Below are 16,987 nucleotides of genomic sequence, written 5' to 3' on the forward strand. Positions count from 1 at the left end.
TTACATGGCGATGGAAACACAAGACGTTATCAAACGCTCCGCGACTAACCCGATAACTCCCGCGCCCCGCGCGCGGGACTACAAGGCAGAGGTCGCCAAGCTTATCGATGTCTCCTCCTGCGTGGGCTGCAAGGCCTGCCAGGTGGCGTGCTCGGAGTGGAACGATATCCGCGACAACATTGGGCACTGCGTAGGGGTTTACGATAACCCGGCGGATCTGAGCGCCAAATCCTGGACAGTAATGCGCTTTAGCGAAACCGAGCAGAACGGCAGGCTGGAGTGGCTGATCCGCAAAGATGGCTGCATGCACTGTGAAGATCCGGGCTGCCTGAAGGCGTGCCCGTCTGCCGGCGCGATTATTCAGTACGCCAACGGGATCGTCGACTTCCAGCAGGACAACTGCATCGGCTGCGGGTACTGCATTGCGGGCTGTCCGTTTAATATCCCGCGCCTCAATAAAGAGGATAACCGGGTATACAAATGCACCTTATGCGTGGACCGCGTCAGCGTCGGGCAGGAGCCAGCCTGCGTGAAGACCTGCCCGACCGGCGCTATCCACTTCGGCACCAAAAAAGAGATGCTGGACGTGGCGCAGGCGCGGGTAGACAAGCTGAAAGCACGCGGTTACGACAAGGCCGGTATTTATAATCCGCAGGGTGTGGGCGGCACGCACGTGATGTATGTGCTGCACCATAACGACCAGCCGGAGCTGTACCACAACTTACCGAAGGATCCGGCGATCGATACGTCCATCAATCTGTGGAAAGGGGCGCTTAAACCGCTCTCAGCGGCGGGCTTTATCGCCACCTTTGCCGGGCTGATTTATCACTACATTGGGATTGGGCCAAACAAAGAGGTAGACGACGAGGAGGATCATCATGAGTAAGTCGAAAATGATCGTGCGCACGAAGTTTGTCGACCGCGCCTGTCACTGGACGGTGGTGATCTGCTTCTTCCTGGTGGCGGTGTCGGGGATTTCGTTCTTCTTCCCGACGCTGCAGTGGCTGACCGAAACCTTCGGTACTCCGCAAATGGGGCGTATTCTGCACCCGTTTTTCGGCGTGCTGATTTTCGTGGTGCTGATGTTTATGTTCGTGCGCTTTGTCCATCACAACATCCCGGACAAGCAGGATATCCCATGGGTGAAAGGGATCGTCGAAGTCCTGAAGGGTAACGAGCATAAAGTCGCCAAAGTGGGCAAATACAACGCAGGGCAGAAGATGATGTTCTGGACTATCATGAGCATGATTTTTGTGCTGCTGGTGACCGGCGTGATTATCTGGCGTCCGTATTTTGCACACTTCTTTCCGATTCAGGTGGTGCGCTATGCGCTACTGATCCACGCGACGTCAGCAATCATTCTGATCCACGCCATCCTGATCCATATGTATATGGCGTTCTGGGTGAAAGGATCGATTAAAGGGATGATTGAAGGGAAGGTGAGCCGCCGCTGGGCGCAAAAACACCACCCGCGCTGGTATCGTGATGTGGAACGTCTGGAAGCGAAACAGGAAAGTACGGAAGGCATGAAGTAAGACCTGCGCCGTCGGCTTTGCCCGGCGGCGCTGCACTTGCGCGGGCCTACGTTATGTATTGGTCACTAATGCATCGATCGCCGCAATCACAGTACTCCTCGCGCTGCGAAGATTGCATACATAATTTTTATTATTTAGTTTCTTTTTCTCCACGTGTGTTATGCCAGCGGTGTTAAGAAAATATCGCTCAAAATCAATATTCACTAAGGGCGCCGCGGCGTTGATATGTCCACATAAATAATTGTGGTAACTTAATGGAATAATCAGTCTTGTTGATAAATCATCATAATAGTCATGTTGAATTATCATAAAATAAGGTTGATAGTCCCGGGTTCTCTCTGAAGGGTTACGGTAAACGTCAAACTGAAAGCACATTAAATCCCTCCAAAGAAAGGATCGTCTGATAATAATCCCGCTTTAGCCGTAAATTCATTCATGGCTCTTATGAACTCTTTATCTTGCTGATGCTGTCGTCTTTGCGCCTCTTGTGTCTGGGCTTCACGGGAGACTCCACTCGCCACGCTCTCCCTTTTACCATAGTCTTTGCTTCGGTTTGGTTTCATTTTAAGCTCCTTTGTTGGTGCGGTTATTATCAACCGCAGCCAACAAAAAACAATACTTTACCCCCTGGTAATCTACATTCTGCGAGGCGTATTCCAGTAATTTCAGAACCGCTCTTCCACATACCGGAACGGGTATTTCGTGGGTTTCACTTTGCCTATTTTACGCTTCGGTAAATCCACCTTGTCGACATGAATTTCTTTATACGGGATTTGCGTAAGCAGGTGCGAAATAATATTCAGGCGCACGCGTTTTTTATCTTCTGAACGCGCCACAAACCACGGCGCCCAGGCGGTATCGGTGGCTTCAAACATCGCGTCGCGCGCAAGGGTATACTCGTCCCACAGGTTAAAGGATTTAATATCCATCGGTGACAGCTTCCAGATTTTACGACCATCGTTAATGCGGTCACGCAGACGGCGCTCCTGCTCTTTCGGCGTCACCTCCAGCCAGTACTTCAGCAGGATGATCCCTGCATCCACCATCGCTTTTTCCATCACTGGCGTGCCGTCAAGGAACTTCTCAACTTGCTCAGGGGTGCAAAATCCCATTACCCGCTCGACACCCGCACGGTTATACCAGCTTCGGTCAAATATGACGATCTCCCCGGCGGCAGGCAAATGGGGAACATAACGTTGAAAATAGAGCTGGGTTTTCTCTTTTTCAGTTGGCGCGGGGAGGGCAACCACGCGGAACACGCGTGGACTGACGCGCTCGGTGATCGCTTTAATGGTACCGCCTTTGCCGGCGCCGTCGCGTCCTTCAAAAACAATACACACTTTGAGTCCTTTGGCGACAACCCATTGCTGGAGCTTAACCAGTTCAACGTGCAGGCGACGAAGCTCTTGCTCATACTCTTTGGTTTTTAGCGGTGCATTTTTTACGACATCAACAGTGGCACTGGTTTTCTTTTTGCTTCCCATGATTGTCATCCTCAGGTTATCCGGCGCGGGAAAAAAGCGAGGCCGCACTATGAAGTGTAATAGATCGTCGCGGACGCAACAAAATCAGCACTTTTAATACCGCTCACATTGTGTGGTTAATGGGATAATTTCATTCTTATTTACTTAAAGGAACTAAGAATGAGTTGGAATAAAGAAGCTGCAGTTTCACATCTTCGATCACGCGCTCTTGGTCGTTCACATAACGAATGTGCAACCTTTACCAGGGAAGCAATACAAGCAGGTGGCATCAGGCTGGAGAGAACCCTAAACGCAAAAGATTACGGGCCATCATTATTGCGAGCGGGGTTTCATGAAGTTCCACCGGGTTCAACATTATTGAGTGGTGATGTCGCTGTCATTCAACCCTATCCGGGTGGAAACTCAAGCGGGCATATGACAATGTATGACGGAACACAATGGATTTCTGATTTCCGACAGCACGGAATGTACCCCGGCCCAGGGTATCGCTCAGCTCAGCCATCCTTCAAAATTTACAGGAAGAATTGATGCGTGCTGCAATAGTGTTATGTGCATGCTTGCTATCCGCTTGCTCAGCTAAGCAGTATCAGTCTGCTCCGATGCGAGTACATTCTTTTTACTCTACTTATCTGATGTCTCTTACCAGCAGCGACAATAATTACTCTCCGTCCGAGCTGCGTGAATATGTCTCTGCCGACACGCTCAAAAGACTGGATAATATTGAGTCGATACCCGAACAAGACCTTATTGGATCTGATTACTTCGCTTATGCGCAGGACTATGATCCATCGTGGGTATCGGCACTCACTGTTGGTGACGCCAGGTCTTTTATGGGTGGCGAGATTTTGCCCGTATGGATTGGTAAGGAGCACGGAGGGAAGTTAGAGCTTCAGGTATATGTTCGGCGTGAGTCTGGTACATGGAAGATATACAGGGTCCGTGATGTAACCGATAACTACGAACATCCAATATTTAATGCAGGAGCCATCACGCGCGCGAAGTCTGCTGCTGAAAGCGGTTGTGCTGATTTCCGTCGTAAAACTTGAAAACAGGTCAGAAAGTTCGATAATCCTTTTATGCTTGGCAGAGTTGCGCCGCACGGCAGCGACGATAAGCTAACAATCTGAACATGACGAGAACCCCGCCAGCGCGGGGTTTTTGCTTTCCGGCGATCCGACAGGGGTATTCGCAAAGATGCATTGCATCAGTACCCCTGTCAGATCGTCGCAATAACTATCAATTTCAGCATTTTTAATCCCACAATTTATTACAGGTTAACGTAATAATTTCATTCTTACTTACTTAAAGGAACTAAGAATGAGTTGGAATAAAGAAGCTGCAGTTTCGTATCTCCGTTCACACGCTCTGGGGCACTCTCATAGTGAATGTGCTAAATTTACCCGACTGGCCATTCTGGCTGGAGGTGTTAAGGTACCGAACACAGATTATGCAAAAGATTATGGGGCGGAATTCAGGGCCGGGGTATCGCAAAATGCAACCAACCTTTAAAATTTACAGGATGCATTGATGAAAAGGATATTTATATTATTCGGTATGTTGTTGGTGGGATGTAGTTCGACAGCCAATCATGATCAGAGTGCGCAAGACACTACCAAATCATTTTATAAATCCTATCTTTCCGCATTCGGCAGTGATGAAGCCAGGCCTTACCCTGCCGACGAACTGCGTAAATATGTTTCTGCTGATACTATTGTTCGCATTGGTGCCATTCAGGAAATCTCTGAACAAGAGTTAATAGAGTCCGACTATTTTACATATACTCAGGATTACTCTCGCGAATGGATACCTGCGTTACGAGTGGAAAACGCAAGACCATTTTTAAACGGTGAAGTAGTCCAGGTCATTGAGGGGGCGGGTGGCGGGAGAAGCATACACCTTGAAGTATTTCTTCGTCGTGAAGGTGATGCATGGAAAATCTACCGCGTTCGTGACATAACGAACAATCACGAGCATCCAATTTTCAATACTGGCGCTATTACACGCGCTAAAGCAGCGGCAGAAAGCGCATTGTAAAAACTACACCTCAAACCCTCTCACCAGATTTAAAAAAATATTGGATAAAGCATCTGAATTAATGGATTAACGTGTCAGCCCGCTCATTTGAACTGGCTCACCATACAAGATTATTCAATAATGCCCGTCGCGAGTGATTAACCAGTGGTTGAGGTATGAAAAAGACAATTTTTTCGTTGGCGCTGAGCACCTTTGGTCTGGGAATGGCTGAATTTGGCATTATGGGAGTGTTAACCGAGCTGGCCCATGACACCGGGATTTCAATTCCCTCTGCCGGGAATATGATCTCGTTTTATGCCTTCGGGGTGGTGATTGGCGCGCCGATTATGGCGCTGTTTTCTGGCAAGCTCTCTTTAAAGACTACGCTGCTGTTTCTGGTGGCGATGTCCGCCGTCGGAAACGCCCTGTTTACCTTTTCAACGTCATATTTCTGGCTTGCGACGGGACGCTTAATATCCGGTTTTCCGCACGGCGCGATTTTCGGCGTCGGGGCAATTATCCTTTCTAAAATTGCGCCACCGGGGAAAGTGACGGTCGCGGTGGCCGGGATGATCGCCGGTATGACCGTAGCCAACCTGGTGGGCGTTCCACTGGGTACCTGGCTGGGGCACGAATTCAGCTGGCGCTATACCTTTTTCCTGATTGCAGTGTTCGATGCGCTGGTGATCCTCTCGGTTCTGCTCTGGGTACCGGATATCCACGACACATCAGAAATCAAATTGACCGAGCAGTTCCACTTCCTTAAAAAACCAGAACCCTGGCTGATTTTTGCTGCCACCATGTTTGGCAACGCCGGGGTTTTTGCCTGGTTCAGTTTCGTTAAACCATTTATGGTCAACGTCTCTGGCTTCACCGAAGGGGTGATGACAGCCGTCATGATGTTGATGGGACTTGGTATGGTGTTGGGCAATCTGTTGAGCGGCAAACTCTCGGGGCGCTTTAGCCCGCTGCGCATTGCTGCCACCACCGACATGGTGATTGTGACTTCTCTGCTGCTGCTTTTTGCCTTTGGAGAACTGAAAACGGCCTCGTTGGTCATGGGGTTTATCTGCTGTGCCGGGCTGTTCGCGCTCTCTGCGCCGCTGCAAATTCTGCTCCTGCAGAATGCGAAGGGCGGTGAGATGCTGGGTGCCGCAGGCGGTCAGATGGCATTTAATCTCGGCAGTGCGGTTGGCGCATTTTTCGGCGGCATGATGATTACGCTTGGCTTTAGCTGGAGTTATGTCACGCTGCCTGCCGCACTCCTTTCGTTTTCGGCCATGAGTTCGCTGCTGATCTACGGCCATCTGCGGGCCAGACAGGCTCAGGCTAACGCTCGCGCGCTAGCCTGATGGAGTCATGCTAGCCAGGGCTCTCCCAGCGTCAGCATCAGGCGGTTGGCCCAGGCGAAGAACGCGGCGGACTGCACCAGATCAAGCTGCGCCAGGGTATCCAGCCCCTCTTTTTCCAGCGCGGCAAGGTGCAGCGGCGTGGCGGCAGGCGGCGTAACCGACAGCGCCGCCGCAAAATTGATCTCCGCCTGCCAGCGCGCAGACTGCCCGTCGCTCAGGGATTGCCCCGGACGCACCGCCAGAAGCGCCTCTACCGCAGCGTCATCCTTTGACAGCTGGCTGGCTTTCCGCGCATGGACAGATGCGCAGTAGATGCAGCCGTTAATTTTACTGGCGACCGTTGCGGCCAGCTCGCGCTCGGCGCGCGGCAATCCCCCCGATGTATAAAAAATTCCTTTATCGGTCAACGTGCGCTGTTCAAGCACCGGCAGGTTGCGCGCCAGCAGGCGGAAGTAGTCGGAATCGGTATGGCCAAATTTCGCCAGGATGGCAACCTCATCGTCTCGGAAGTCCGCCAGCGGTTTGGCCGCTATCCACGGTTCCCATCCAAGCTCCTGCTGGGTGAACGCTACGGGTGCCGCCTTTCCGGTGACCGTGGTGGCGGTCGTGTGCCAGACGCCTGCCGCCACCGGCGCATCGCTTGTGGCGACAGGCCTGTCGTTCAGCAGCCGCAGCCCGGTAATGAGTCGGCTCTGGAAGCTCACAAATGCGACGAGCTGCGCCAGGGTAACAATGCCTTCCTTGCTCCATCCCGCCTGGGTCAGCGCCTTTAACGCTGCAGGCGTCGCTTCGACGGGTGAGAACGTCAGCAGACGCGCGAAGCTCAGCGCCGGGGTCAGCCGTTCCGTGGTCGGATCGGCCAGGCCAAACCCTGCGTAGTGCGCGGCCAGCGCCTCTGCGTTGTGCCATCTGGCAACTTTTGCTGCCACAGTGAAGCGTTCATCGAGTGGGAAATCGGTGTCCTGCTGGCTGAAGAGAATTTCGTAGCTGCCCTGCGCGTGTCGTGTGGCGGCATCACGCGTGGCGCGCGCCTCTGCCAGAGGGGAACCGGGTTTAATTTCCGCCAGCTCGGCGAGAATGTCCTGACTTAATGACATAGGTGTCTCCTCAAAGGATGTGGGGGGCAATATGTTCGGCGATCAGTTCGATGGAGCGCAGCGTGTCTCGATGGGTGGGCTCGACCGAATGGACCTGGAATGAGATATCCGTGGCGCGCCTGAGAATGGAGTCCGCATTAAGTGAACGCAGCACCGTATCAGGCGAACCGATATGGGCATCGAACTGACGACGATAATCAGTAACGTTGTCACCTTTGACCGTGTATCCGGCAGCGCGATGCTGCTGAGCTTGTTTCGCGAGACCCGGCGTTGCGACTCTGAGCGCATAGTCATCGCTGTCAGCGACGAAGGCTGTACGGGAGGCCAGAATGCGCGGGGCGATGCCTGCTGGCAGCGCATCGAGGTAGGCATCCACAATCGGGTTCTGGATCGCGTCGAGCGTTAAATCCAGCCGATCTGCCGGGCGCGGCTGCGTGCGGGAGAGCATTAAACCGTGTCCGGCCTGCGCGGCGCGAACGGCACCGTCAACTGAGAAGGTGGCTATCCAGATACGGTCGGCCAGCTGTGGCGCTGGCGGGTAAAGGTGGTTATCCGGATGGGTAAGCGAATCACCGCGCCAGGCGCTTTGGACCACATGCAGGTTCTCGGCAAACGCGGTCGCACGTTCTTCAAACGTCAGGCCGAACGGCAGAAAAGAGGTCGGCGTGCCGCCTGAGCCAAAGCCTACTTCCAGGCGTCCGTCTGCAAGCAGATCCAGCACGGCGGCATCTTCCGCCACGCGCAGCGGGTTTTCCATCGGCAGGGTAATGATGGCCGTGCCCAGGCGAATGGTTTCCGTATGCGCGGCGACGTGTGCCAGAAACAGCAGCGGCGACGGCAGGCCACCTTCGCTTTCGTGGAAGTGGTGCTGAGCAATCCAGGCGCTGTCAAAGCCGTGGCGTTCGGCGTGGCGGATCTGTTCAGTTGCCAGACGATAGCGCTCCTTCGGCGTAGCGTCGTCAAGCAGGCGGGTGAAAAATCCCAGGCGTTTTCGCGTCATGCGAACTCCTCCGTAGCGGGTGAAAAATGGGGAATGGCGGCAATCAGCTCACGGGTATAGCCGTTCTGCGGTGAGGCGAATAAGGTTCCGACGTCGCCCTGTTCGACCACCTGACCGCTGCGCAGCACCGTGACGCTGTGGGCGATTCGGCGAACCGTGGACAGATCGTGCGTAATAAAGAGATAGGTCAACCCCAGTTGCTGCTGCAGCTGCTGAAGCAGAGCCAGGATCTGCGCCTGCACAGTGACGTCCAGCGCGGAGGTGGCTTCGTCCAGCACCAGAATGGTCGGCTCCAGGATCAGCGCCCGGGCGATAGCCACGCGCTGGCGCTGCCCGCCTGAAAGCTCGCGGGCAGTGCGACTCAGAATATCGACGGGCAGGGCAACCCGCTGCGCCACGGTCTCCACCCGGACCTTTCGCTCCGCCTTACTGAGGCGAGAAAAGTTCTTCAGGGGCTCTTCGATGATCTCAAACAGCGTCTGACGCGGGTCGAGAGAGGCAAACGGGTTCTGGTAGACAAACTGGATCTTCTGGCGCAGCTGGCGACGGGCCTCGCGGCTAAGCGTGGTGGCATCAATATCATCAATAATGACCTGTCCGCTGTCTGCCTGTTCGAAACCCAGCAAAATACGGGCGAGGGTGGTTTTTCCGGAGCCGGACTCACCCACCAGCGCATGCGTGCTGCCGCGCCTGACGTCAAAGGTTACCCGATCCAGCGCCTGAAGCTGATGGCCTTTGCCCAGGGAGAATTGTTTGCTGATGGCGCGGGCGCGAATGGCCGGTGACGCGAGCGGCAGACCTGCCACCGGGGCAATGGTCAGGCGCTGGCCCTGGAGATCGCTTAACAGCTGGCGGGTGTAGGCGTGCTGCGGCATGCGCACGATATCGGCGGTGTTTCCCTGTTCCTGAACCTCGCCATCGCGAAAAACCAGCAGCCTGTCCGCGCGCTCAGCGGCCAGCGCGAGATCGTGGGTGACAAACAGAACGGCGGTACCCGATTCCCGGCGCAGGATATCCAGCAGGTCAAGAATGCGTTTTTGCACCGTCACGTCCAGCGCGCTGGTAGGCTCATCGGCAATGATGACGTCCGGGCGCAGCGCTATCGCGATGGCAATCAGCACGCGCTGTTTCATCCCGCCGGAGAGCTGGTGCGGATACTGGTTCATGCGCTGTTCGGGGTGGCTCAGGCCGACCTTTGTCAGCAGGGCGAGCACCTGCTCGTCGCGCTGAGCGCGAGTCACTTTCTGGTGTAGCTGAATAATCTCTCCAACCTGCGCACCGATGGTCTTCACCGGGTTGAGCGAATTACCCGGGTCCTGCGGAACCAGGCTAACTCGCGCGCCGCGAAGGGTATCGAGACGCTTAGCGGACCACTGGCTTATCTCCTCGCCGTTGAGAATGATTTTTCCCGCATCGCGCCGGGCGTTATCGGCCAGCAGACCGATGATCGCCTGCGCCGTGGTCGTTTTGCCGGAGCCGGACTCGCCGACAAAGGCCAGCATTTCTCCTCGCCCGAGCGTGAAGCTGACGTTATGCACCACCTCGCGCCACCGGCGCGCGGTACGGTAGCTGATGGTCAGGTTTTCTACCGAGAGTACGGTCATTTCAGGCCTCCGCTGAACTGTTGACTGATACGGTTGGTGGCCAGCACCACGGCGATGACGACCACGCCGGGGAAGGTGGTGAGCCACCAGGCGGTAGAGAGATAGTTACGGCCTTCTGCAATCAATAAGCCCCACTCCGGCACCGGCGGCGGGGTGCCGTAACCGAGGAAGCTCAGCGTGGAGAGCGCCAGGATGGCCTGACCAAACTGCAGCGTGGCAAAGGCGATGACGGCAGTTAAGGCATTGGGCAGGATGTGTCGCCACAGCACGGCGAAAAACGTCCCGCCGCTGCCAAACGCCGCTTCGACATAATCCGTGTGGCGGATGCGCACGACTTCACCGCGCGCGAGGCGGGCGAAGCTGGCTATTGAAGCCACGCCTACGGCAATCGCGGCGTTAACGGTGCCAAACCCGAGCAGAATAATCACCGTCAGCGAGAGCAGCAGAGACGGGATGGACAACAGCACATCGACGAAGCGCATCAGAAGAGACTCGACGCGTCCGGCGAACGCCCCGGCAACCACCCCTAAGCCGGTGCCTGCCAGCAGACCCATCGTCACGGCGGCCAGCGCCGCGCTCAGGGAGTGGGACGCACCATAAACAATACGGGTATAAACATCGCGGCCAAGCTGATCGGTGCCGAGCCAGTGGCCCGCCTGCGGCGCCAGGCGCTGTGCACCGGCGATGCCCTCAATCGGGCTGTAGTGGGTTAACAGGCCGGGCGCCACGGCGGCAAAAAGCGCAATGATAATTACTGCCCATGCCAGCCACAGTCCTGGTTGCCACGCGACGCCCTGCCAGGCGGGAACGCGTTTTCGCGCGGCGGCAGCGTAATCGACCAGGCTCATGATGCACCTCCGGTAACGGTTTGCAGACGGGGATCCAGCAGCGGCATCAGCAGGTCCACCAGCAGATTGATCAGGACAAAACCGAGGGCGGAAATCATCACCACCGCCTGAAGTACGGCAATATCCTGGTTATTCACCGCCTGCTGGGTCAGTTGCCCGAGACCGCTGCGGCCAAAAACGGTTTCCGTGATCAGCGCCCCGGCAATCAGCTCGCCGAGCAGCAGCCCGGCAATATTTAGCACTGGCAGCAGGGCGTTGCCGGTCACGTGACGCCACAGGACAGCGGTTTCACTCAGCCCTTTGGCACGGGCGACGGCGACAAACGGCTGCGTCGCCACCTGGTCCAGACTGCGCATCAGAATTTGTGCCAGCGGGGCGGAGATTGGGATCGCGACGGTTACGATTGGCAGGATCAGCCCCTGCAGCGGCGTCGGGTTAATCACCGGGATCAGCCGGAGCTGGAAAGAAAAGAGCTGGATAAGGGCAATCCCCAGCCAGAACGTCGGTAAAGAGATAAACAGGACTGGCAGAGACTGGAGGGTATTACTCAGCCAGCGCAGACCCGGCAGGCGCGACGCAAAGGCCAGCGCAAATGCCAGCAGGACCGCGAGTAAAAAGGCAGGCAGGGCGAGGCTCAGGGTATCCGGCAGATTGCTGGCAATCAGCTCGCTGACCGGCACGCCTGCCTGTAGCGAATAGCCGAAATCCCCGCGCAGCATCGCCAGCAGCGTATGGCCGTATTGCTGCCACAGCGGGCTGTCCGCGCCGTAGGCCACGCGCATCTCCTCGATTTGCGCCGGGCTTAAGCCCAGGTCCGGGTTCTGAAATTTAATCAGCACCGCGTCGCCCGGCAGCACCTGGAGCAACACGAACGAGAGGGTAAAGGCGGCCCACAGTACCAGCAGCCCGTGCCCAAAGCGTTGAAGAAGTGCGTGGCGCATCGTCGGCTCCTCAGTGTTTCTCAATCCACGCGCCGTAGAACGACGGGCGGCCTACCGCTTCAAAATTGACGCCTTTCAGCCACGGCGCACCGGCAAAGACCTGCGGCTCCTCGAAAATCGGAATGACGTAGGCGTTATCCAGGAGGTAGCGCTGGGCGTCCCCCGTCAGCTGCAGGCGTTTTTGCGGATCGACTTCAGCAGAAATGTTCACCAGCAGTTCATTCAGCTTGTCGTCACGGAAGTTTTTGACCTTGTCGCTGGATCCGCCTTTTTGCAGCAGCGCGTCGCGGTTAGCCGGGTAGAACATGCTTTTCACCACGTCAGGATCGGCGCGGCCCACTTCGGAGACGGTTAACGGGGTTTTCAGCGGGTCAAGGTTATCCAGCGTGCGGCTGCCTGCGTCACCGGCTTTGACGCTCAGCGCCACGCCCACCTGTCGCCACTGCTGGGCAACCAGCTGCAGCACCTCTTTATTTTGCGGCTGCGGCAGGGATTCATACACCGTCAGCGCCAGACGTTGGCCGTCTTTGGCGCGGATCCCGTCACTGCCTGCTTTCCAGCCTGCGTCGTCCAGCAGCTGGTTGGCTTTAGCCGGGTCAAAGGCCAATTTGTCGCTGAGATCGACAAAACCTGCGGCGGAATCGGCAATCACTGACTTCGCCTGCGGATAGTTGGCCGAGAAGAGGGTCTCAACCACCTGTTTTGCGTTGGTGGCATGCAGCAGCGCCTGGCGCACGCGAATATCGGAGACCAGCGGGTTATCCGGACGGAAGCTGATGCTGTCGTTCACCCCGCGCGTCGGGGCAGCATAGATCTTATAACCCTGATCTGTAGCCTGCTTTTCGTCATATGCCTGCACCTGGCGAATAAAATCAGCCTGACCGGCCAGCAGGGCGCCCACGCGTACGCTGTCTTCCTGAGTCACGATAAACTTGATGCCATCAAGATTGGCTGGCCCCTGTTGCGCCAGATTTTTGGGACCCCACTGGTAGTCCTTACGCGCTTCCAGCGTTACTTCGCGACCCAGCTTCTCGTCCTTTACCACAAACGGGCCGGAGCCAATGATATGACGGGCATCCCCCAGCTCTTCAAAATTGCGTTTCAGCGTGCTGAGTGAGACCAGACCCGAGCCAATGGTGGCGGTGCCTTGCAGGAACCCCGGCGACGGTTTTTTGAAGTAGAACTTCACGGTCAGCGGGTCGATGACTTCGCTACGATCGTAGTTATTGATCACTTCTGACACCGGCAGGCGCTGCGCCTTATTGCCTAAACCGTAGGTATCAAAGTTTTTCGCCACGGCGTTGGCATCCAGCGGCGTGCCGTCAGAGAAGGTGATGCCAGGGCGAATTTTAAAGGTGTATTCGGTTTTATTGGCGTTGGTGGTCCAGCTTTCTGCCACCCAGGGCTCCACCTGCAGCGTCCTGGGGTTCTGCCAGGTCAGTTTGTCGGTGATCTGGTTCAGAATGCCGCCGTTCGGGTAGAAGCCACCGGCGGGCGGGTAGAGGTTGGTGTGTGCCTGTTGCTCCAGATAAATCAGCGTGCCGCCTTTAACAGGCGCATCCGCGGACCAGGCTGCGGTGGTCGTCAGAATCAGCGCCGTCAGCAGCGGCAGACGAAACGGGGTTTGCATGGTGAATTCCTTTGTTATCTTCTTGTTAGCGTCGGATTCATCATCGGGCGCGGGGGAAAACAAGGGAACAAAGGAATTAAGATAAGGATTGCCGGAAAATGGCTATAAAAAAAACCGCCCCTGTCAGGAGCGGTACTTGAACGGTGGGTGATTATGAACGCAGGTCAATCACCATACGGCCACGGATCTGACCCTGTTCCATCTCTTTAAAGATGGCGTTGATGTCTTCCAGCGGACGCATCGTGACTTTCGGCACGACCTTGCCTTCTGCCGCAAACTGGAACGCTTCCTGCAGATCCTGACGGGTACCGACCAGCGAACCGACAACCTGAATACCGTCCAGCACCAGACGCGGAATATCGAGACTCATTGCTTCCGGTGGCAGGCCAACCGCGACCACGCGGCCACCGGCACGCACGGCATCAACCGCTGAGTTGAATGCTGCTTTTGCGACGGCAGTGACGACTGCGGCATGCGCGCCGCCGGTTTTTTCCTGCACAATTTTAGCGGCATCTTCGCTGCGTGAGTTGATAGTTAAATCCGCACCCATGCTTGCCGCCAGCTTCAGCTGTTCATCGTTAACGTCAAGAGCGATGACTTTGGCGTTAAAGACGTTTTTAGCGTACTGCAGTGCGAGGTTACCCAGCCCGCCCAGACCATAAATTGCAATCCACTGGCCCGGTTTAATACCAGACACTTTTACCGCTTTGTAGGTGGTCACGCCAGCGCAGGTGATGCTGCTGGCAGCAGCCGAATCCAGACCGTCCGGCACTTTTACCGCGTAATCCGCGGTAACAATGCACTCTTCCGCCATGCCGCCATCCACGGAGTAACCGGCATTTTTTACATCGCGACACAGGGTTTCGTTGCCGGTATTACAATATTCGCAGTGACCACAGCCTTCAAAAAACCATGCCACGCTTGCGCGATCGCCGACTTTAAGCGATTTCACGCCAGGACCAACTTCTTTTACGATACCAATCCCTTCATGGCCCAGGATAACCCCGGTTTTATCGCCGAAATCACCGTTCTTCACGTGGAGATCGGTATGGCATACGCCACAGCACTCCATCTTAAGCAGGGCTTCTCCATGCTTTAACGGTCTTAACGTTTTTTCGGTGATATTGACCTGGTGATCCTGAGTGACAACAGCAGCCTTCATGTGTATCTCCTTGTTCATGATTAGAATTTGCATAGCAGGTGTAATACCCCTTAAGGATTGATACATTAGCCTGGTAATGCAAGGCTACGGCAACATAATGTCATCATTTGATTCGATTTAAGATTAAGAATACGGCGATCCCTCTAATTATTAAGGGGGAAAAGACTGGCCCGGCGAGCAACTCGCCGGGCGCAGTTTTACAGCTGTGCTTCTATCTCCTTAATCTCTTTACGCCATTGCGCCTGAAGCTGTGGCTTCTGATGCTTCGGCTTACGCGCCAGATCGTCTTCCAGCAGCGTTTCCAGAGCGACCAGCCGTTCAAGCAGATCGTCATACGGCGAGGGTTGAACCGTCGCGGCAGCAACGGGCGCCGCAGATGTCACTAGCCCAGCGCCTTCACGCAGACGCTCAAACACCGCTTCTGCATCGTGCCACTCGCTCAGCTTTCCTTCTTCAATCAGCCAGAAACGATTACAACTTTGGCTGATCAACTGACGGTCATGGCTGACCAGCAGAACACCGCCTTCGAACTGCTGAAGGGTTTGCGCCAGCACCTCTTTGCCTTCCATGTCGAGGTGGTTGGTGGGTTCATCCAGCATCAACAGGCTATAGCGAGCAAGCGTCAGGCCCACGAACAACAGGCGTGAACGCTCGCCACCGCTGAGCGTGCTGACCGTTTGCCCGTGACGCGCCCACGGGAAACCTGCGCTTATCAGCGCCATTTTGCGGTTCTGCGGATCCGGCGCGAAAGGCTCCAGCGCGTCGAGCAGCGTGGCGTTGTCCGGTAGCTGATTCAGCGTCTGGTCGTAATAGCCTGGCGACACGCGGGGGTGCAGCTTCAGCCCGTCGTGGGTCAGTTCATCGGTAAACTGTCGCCAGATAAGCTTCATCAGTGACGATTTGCCGCAGCCGTTACGACCGACAATCGCCACACGATCGCCGCTTTTCAGGCGCGCTGTCTCAATGCTGAACAGGCTGGGTAGCCCAGGAGCAGGGGGGACGCCGAGATTTTCCATCTCCAGCAGACGGTCGGCCCGCAGCGCATCACCACGCAGGGTTAACGTCCACGGAATGCCTGCCGTGAGCGCCGTCTGGCTCTCCTTCAGCCGTTCGACCTGTTTTTCCATCTGTTTGGCTTTGCGGGCCAGGTCTTCGTTGTCGTAAACCTTGCCCCAGGTCGCCAGCCGCTTCGCGCTGGCGGTCACACGGTCGATCTCCTTTTGCTCCGCCTTGTGGCGCTGCGCGTCGCTTTCATCCTTTGCTTCAAGCGCCTTGCGGGCGGCCGTGCAGGGAAGGGCGAAGTAGTGCAGCGTTTTATCGCGCAGGATCCAGCTACCGTTGGTGACGGCATCAAGTAACTGTCTGTCATGCGAGACCAGCACAAAGCTGCCTGACCAGTTCTGCAAAAATTGCTCAAGCCAAAGCATGGTCGGCAAATCGAGATGGTTACTCGGTTCATCCAGCAAAAGCAGGTCCGGCTCGTGAATCAATACCCGCGCCAGCAGCAGGCGAGTGTGCTGCCCGCCGCTCAGCGTGGCGGATTGCAGCGCCATATCCTGCGGCGTGAAGCCCATGCTTGCCAGCAGCGTTTCGGCTTTCCAGCGCAGGCTGTCACGTTCAGCAGAAGGTAACTGTGCCAGCACGGCATCCAGCATGGTCAGCGGAAAAATAGCGTCCGGGAGGTGTTGTTCTACCCGTGCCATCAGGCACTGCCCGGCCAGCGAAACCGTTCCTGCGGCAGGAGCGTCAGTGCCGTCCAGTACCTTCAGCAGCGTACTTTTGCCGCAGCCGTTATCGCCCAGCAGGCCAATGCGATCGCCTTTTTTCAGCGTAAAGGATAGCGAGTCGAAGAGCGTGCCAAACGCCGTATCAACGCGTAAAGATTGTGCAGTGAGTAAAGTGCTCATTGTTGCTTACCCAAGAGTTACAGGCATGTTTATGCCTCGTCAAACATCGCTGACGATAACTCAGTAAGCCCGAGAGAAGGGATTTCAGGGGTTGGTGTCTTCGCTCAAGCAGAAGTTATCGCAGCACGATACCGATAACGCTTGAGCTGGTGCGATCACCAAATGTATGTGAAACATTGAAAATTTCACAGTACAGCATAATTGGCCTCCTTATATATTCAGTGGGTTAATGGATGAAAGGAGTGTAGCGGGGGAAAAGGGGTTTGGCTAGTGGGGGGACAAATGTAATTCCCTCTCCCTGTGGGAGAGGGTTAGGGTGAGGGGAACATACGGCTGTAGTGGTCATTCCGTTCACTTTATGTTCCTTGCTACTCTGTAACGACATGACCTGTGAACGTGCCAGGGTGGCTCAGT

The 16,987-nt window shown here is 55.7% G+C and carries 18 protein-coding genes; 7 read left to right on the forward strand and 11 right to left on the reverse strand.

Annotation, left to right across the window (positions count from 1 at the left end; genetic code table 11):
• Positions 1-4: 4 nt before the first annotated feature.
• Together fdxH and fdnI are read left to right on the forward strand one after the other, a co-directional pair.
• Positions 5-886 (forward strand): formate dehydrogenase subunit beta, encoded by an 882-nt coding sequence (fdxH, locus tag AC0XWG_RS18255; RefSeq protein WP_049007245.1) that lies wholly within the window; start codon positions 5-7, stop codon positions 884-886.
• Complete coding sequence (fdnI, locus tag AC0XWG_RS18260) at positions 879-1,535, forward strand: formate dehydrogenase-N subunit gamma (protein WP_028018918.1); 657 nt, start codon at positions 879-881, stop codon at positions 1,533-1,535. The genes fdxH and fdnI overlap by 8 nt, the downstream gene beginning before the upstream one ends.
• Before the next feature lie 51 nt (positions 1,536-1,586).
• Here the strand turns inward: fdnI and AC0XWG_RS18265 are convergent, their stop codons facing one another.
• The 3 genes from AC0XWG_RS18265 to ppk2 form a co-directional block, all read right to left on the reverse strand.
• Positions 1,587-1,910, reverse strand: coding sequence for a CcdB family protein (locus AC0XWG_RS18265; RefSeq protein ID WP_128347660.1), 324 nt, complete (start codon positions 1,908-1,910; stop codon positions 1,587-1,589).
• Positions 1,910-2,098, reverse strand: a complete 189-nt coding sequence (locus AC0XWG_RS18270; protein ID WP_049006512.1) for a type II toxin-antitoxin system CcdA family antitoxin — start codon at positions 2,096-2,098, stop codon at positions 1,910-1,912. Before AC0XWG_RS18270 ends, AC0XWG_RS18265 begins: the two co-directional genes overlap by 1 nt.
• A 102-nt stretch (positions 2,099-2,200) precedes the next feature.
• A complete protein-coding gene (gene ppk2, locus AC0XWG_RS18275; RefSeq protein ID WP_208594960.1) occupies positions 2,201-3,019 on the reverse strand; it encodes a polyphosphate kinase 2 in 819 nt (272 codons plus the stop codon).
• A gap of 159 nt (positions 3,020-3,178) precedes the next feature.
• Between ppk2 and AC0XWG_RS18280 the strand changes: the two genes are divergently transcribed.
• From AC0XWG_RS18280 to araJ, 5 genes are all read left to right on the forward strand, one after another.
• Complete coding sequence (locus AC0XWG_RS18280) at positions 3,179-3,547, forward strand: NlpC/P60 family protein (RefSeq protein WP_128347661.1); 369 nt, start codon at positions 3,179-3,181, stop codon at positions 3,545-3,547.
• On the forward strand, positions 3,547-4,065 hold the full coding sequence (locus AC0XWG_RS18285; RefSeq protein WP_128347662.1) for a YqhG/Tai3 family protein: 519 nt from the start codon (positions 3,547-3,549) through the stop codon (positions 4,063-4,065). Before AC0XWG_RS18280 ends, AC0XWG_RS18285 begins: the two co-directional genes overlap by 1 nt.
• A 271-nt stretch (positions 4,066-4,336) precedes the next feature.
• Positions 4,337-4,528, forward strand: a complete 192-nt coding sequence (locus tag AC0XWG_RS18290) for a hypothetical protein (RefSeq protein ID WP_238934216.1) — start codon at positions 4,337-4,339, stop codon at positions 4,526-4,528.
• Between the two features lie 18 nt (positions 4,529-4,546).
• Positions 4,547-5,053: a YqhG/Tai3 family protein gene (locus tag AC0XWG_RS18295; protein ID WP_134708173.1), complete on the forward strand. Its 507-nt coding sequence runs from the start codon at positions 4,547-4,549 to the stop codon at positions 5,051-5,053.
• A 155-nt stretch (positions 5,054-5,208) separates the two neighbouring features.
• Positions 5,209-6,384, forward strand: coding sequence for an MFS transporter AraJ (gene araJ, locus AC0XWG_RS18300; RefSeq protein ID WP_407220572.1), 1,176 nt, complete (start codon positions 5,209-5,211; stop codon positions 6,382-6,384).
• 5 nt (positions 6,385-6,389) lie between these two features.
• Here the strand turns inward: araJ and AC0XWG_RS18305 are convergent, their stop codons facing one another.
• From AC0XWG_RS18305 to AC0XWG_RS18340, 8 genes are all read right to left on the reverse strand, one after another.
• Positions 6,390-7,481 (reverse strand): alkylhydroperoxidase domain protein, encoded by a 1,092-nt coding sequence (locus tag AC0XWG_RS18305; protein ID WP_407220570.1) that lies wholly within the window; start codon positions 7,479-7,481, stop codon positions 6,390-6,392.
• Between the two features lie 10 nt (positions 7,482-7,491).
• The gene (locus AC0XWG_RS18310; RefSeq protein ID WP_475680881.1) at positions 7,492-8,481 is read right to left on the reverse strand and encodes a putative FMN-dependent luciferase-like monooxygenase; all 990 of its coding nucleotides are present in this window, start codon (positions 8,479-8,481) and stop codon (positions 7,492-7,494) included.
• Positions 8,478-10,085: a dipeptide ABC transporter ATP-binding protein gene (locus tag AC0XWG_RS18315; RefSeq protein WP_475680882.1), complete on the reverse strand. Its 1,608-nt coding sequence runs from the start codon at positions 10,083-10,085 to the stop codon at positions 8,478-8,480. Before AC0XWG_RS18315 ends, AC0XWG_RS18310 begins: the two co-directional genes overlap by 4 nt.
• A complete protein-coding gene (locus AC0XWG_RS18320; RefSeq protein WP_028018926.1) occupies positions 10,082-10,933 on the reverse strand; it encodes an ABC transporter permease in 852 nt (283 codons plus the stop codon). Before AC0XWG_RS18320 ends, AC0XWG_RS18315 begins: the two co-directional genes overlap by 4 nt.
• Positions 10,930-11,874, reverse strand: coding sequence for an ABC transporter permease (locus tag AC0XWG_RS18325; protein ID WP_023327539.1), 945 nt, complete (start codon positions 11,872-11,874; stop codon positions 10,930-10,932). The genes AC0XWG_RS18320 and AC0XWG_RS18325 overlap by 4 nt, the downstream gene beginning before the upstream one ends.
• Positions 11,875-11,884: 10 nt before the next feature.
• Positions 11,885-13,504, reverse strand: a complete 1,620-nt coding sequence (locus tag AC0XWG_RS18330; protein WP_128347669.1) for a TIGR04028 family ABC transporter substrate-binding protein — start codon at positions 13,502-13,504, stop codon at positions 11,885-11,887.
• A gap of 151 nt (positions 13,505-13,655) precedes the next feature.
• Positions 13,656-14,666, reverse strand: coding sequence for an alcohol dehydrogenase AdhP (gene adhP / locus AC0XWG_RS18335; RefSeq protein ID WP_049006495.1), 1,011 nt, complete (start codon positions 14,664-14,666; stop codon positions 13,656-13,658).
• Between the two features lie 197 nt (positions 14,667-14,863).
• Complete coding sequence (locus AC0XWG_RS18340) at positions 14,864-16,573, reverse strand: ABC-F family ATP-binding cassette domain-containing protein (protein WP_475680883.1); 1,710 nt, start codon at positions 16,571-16,573, stop codon at positions 14,864-14,866.
• Positions 16,574-16,987: the final 414 nt, after the last annotated feature.

This window comes from Enterobacter sp. DVT3837, assembly GCF_056238685.1.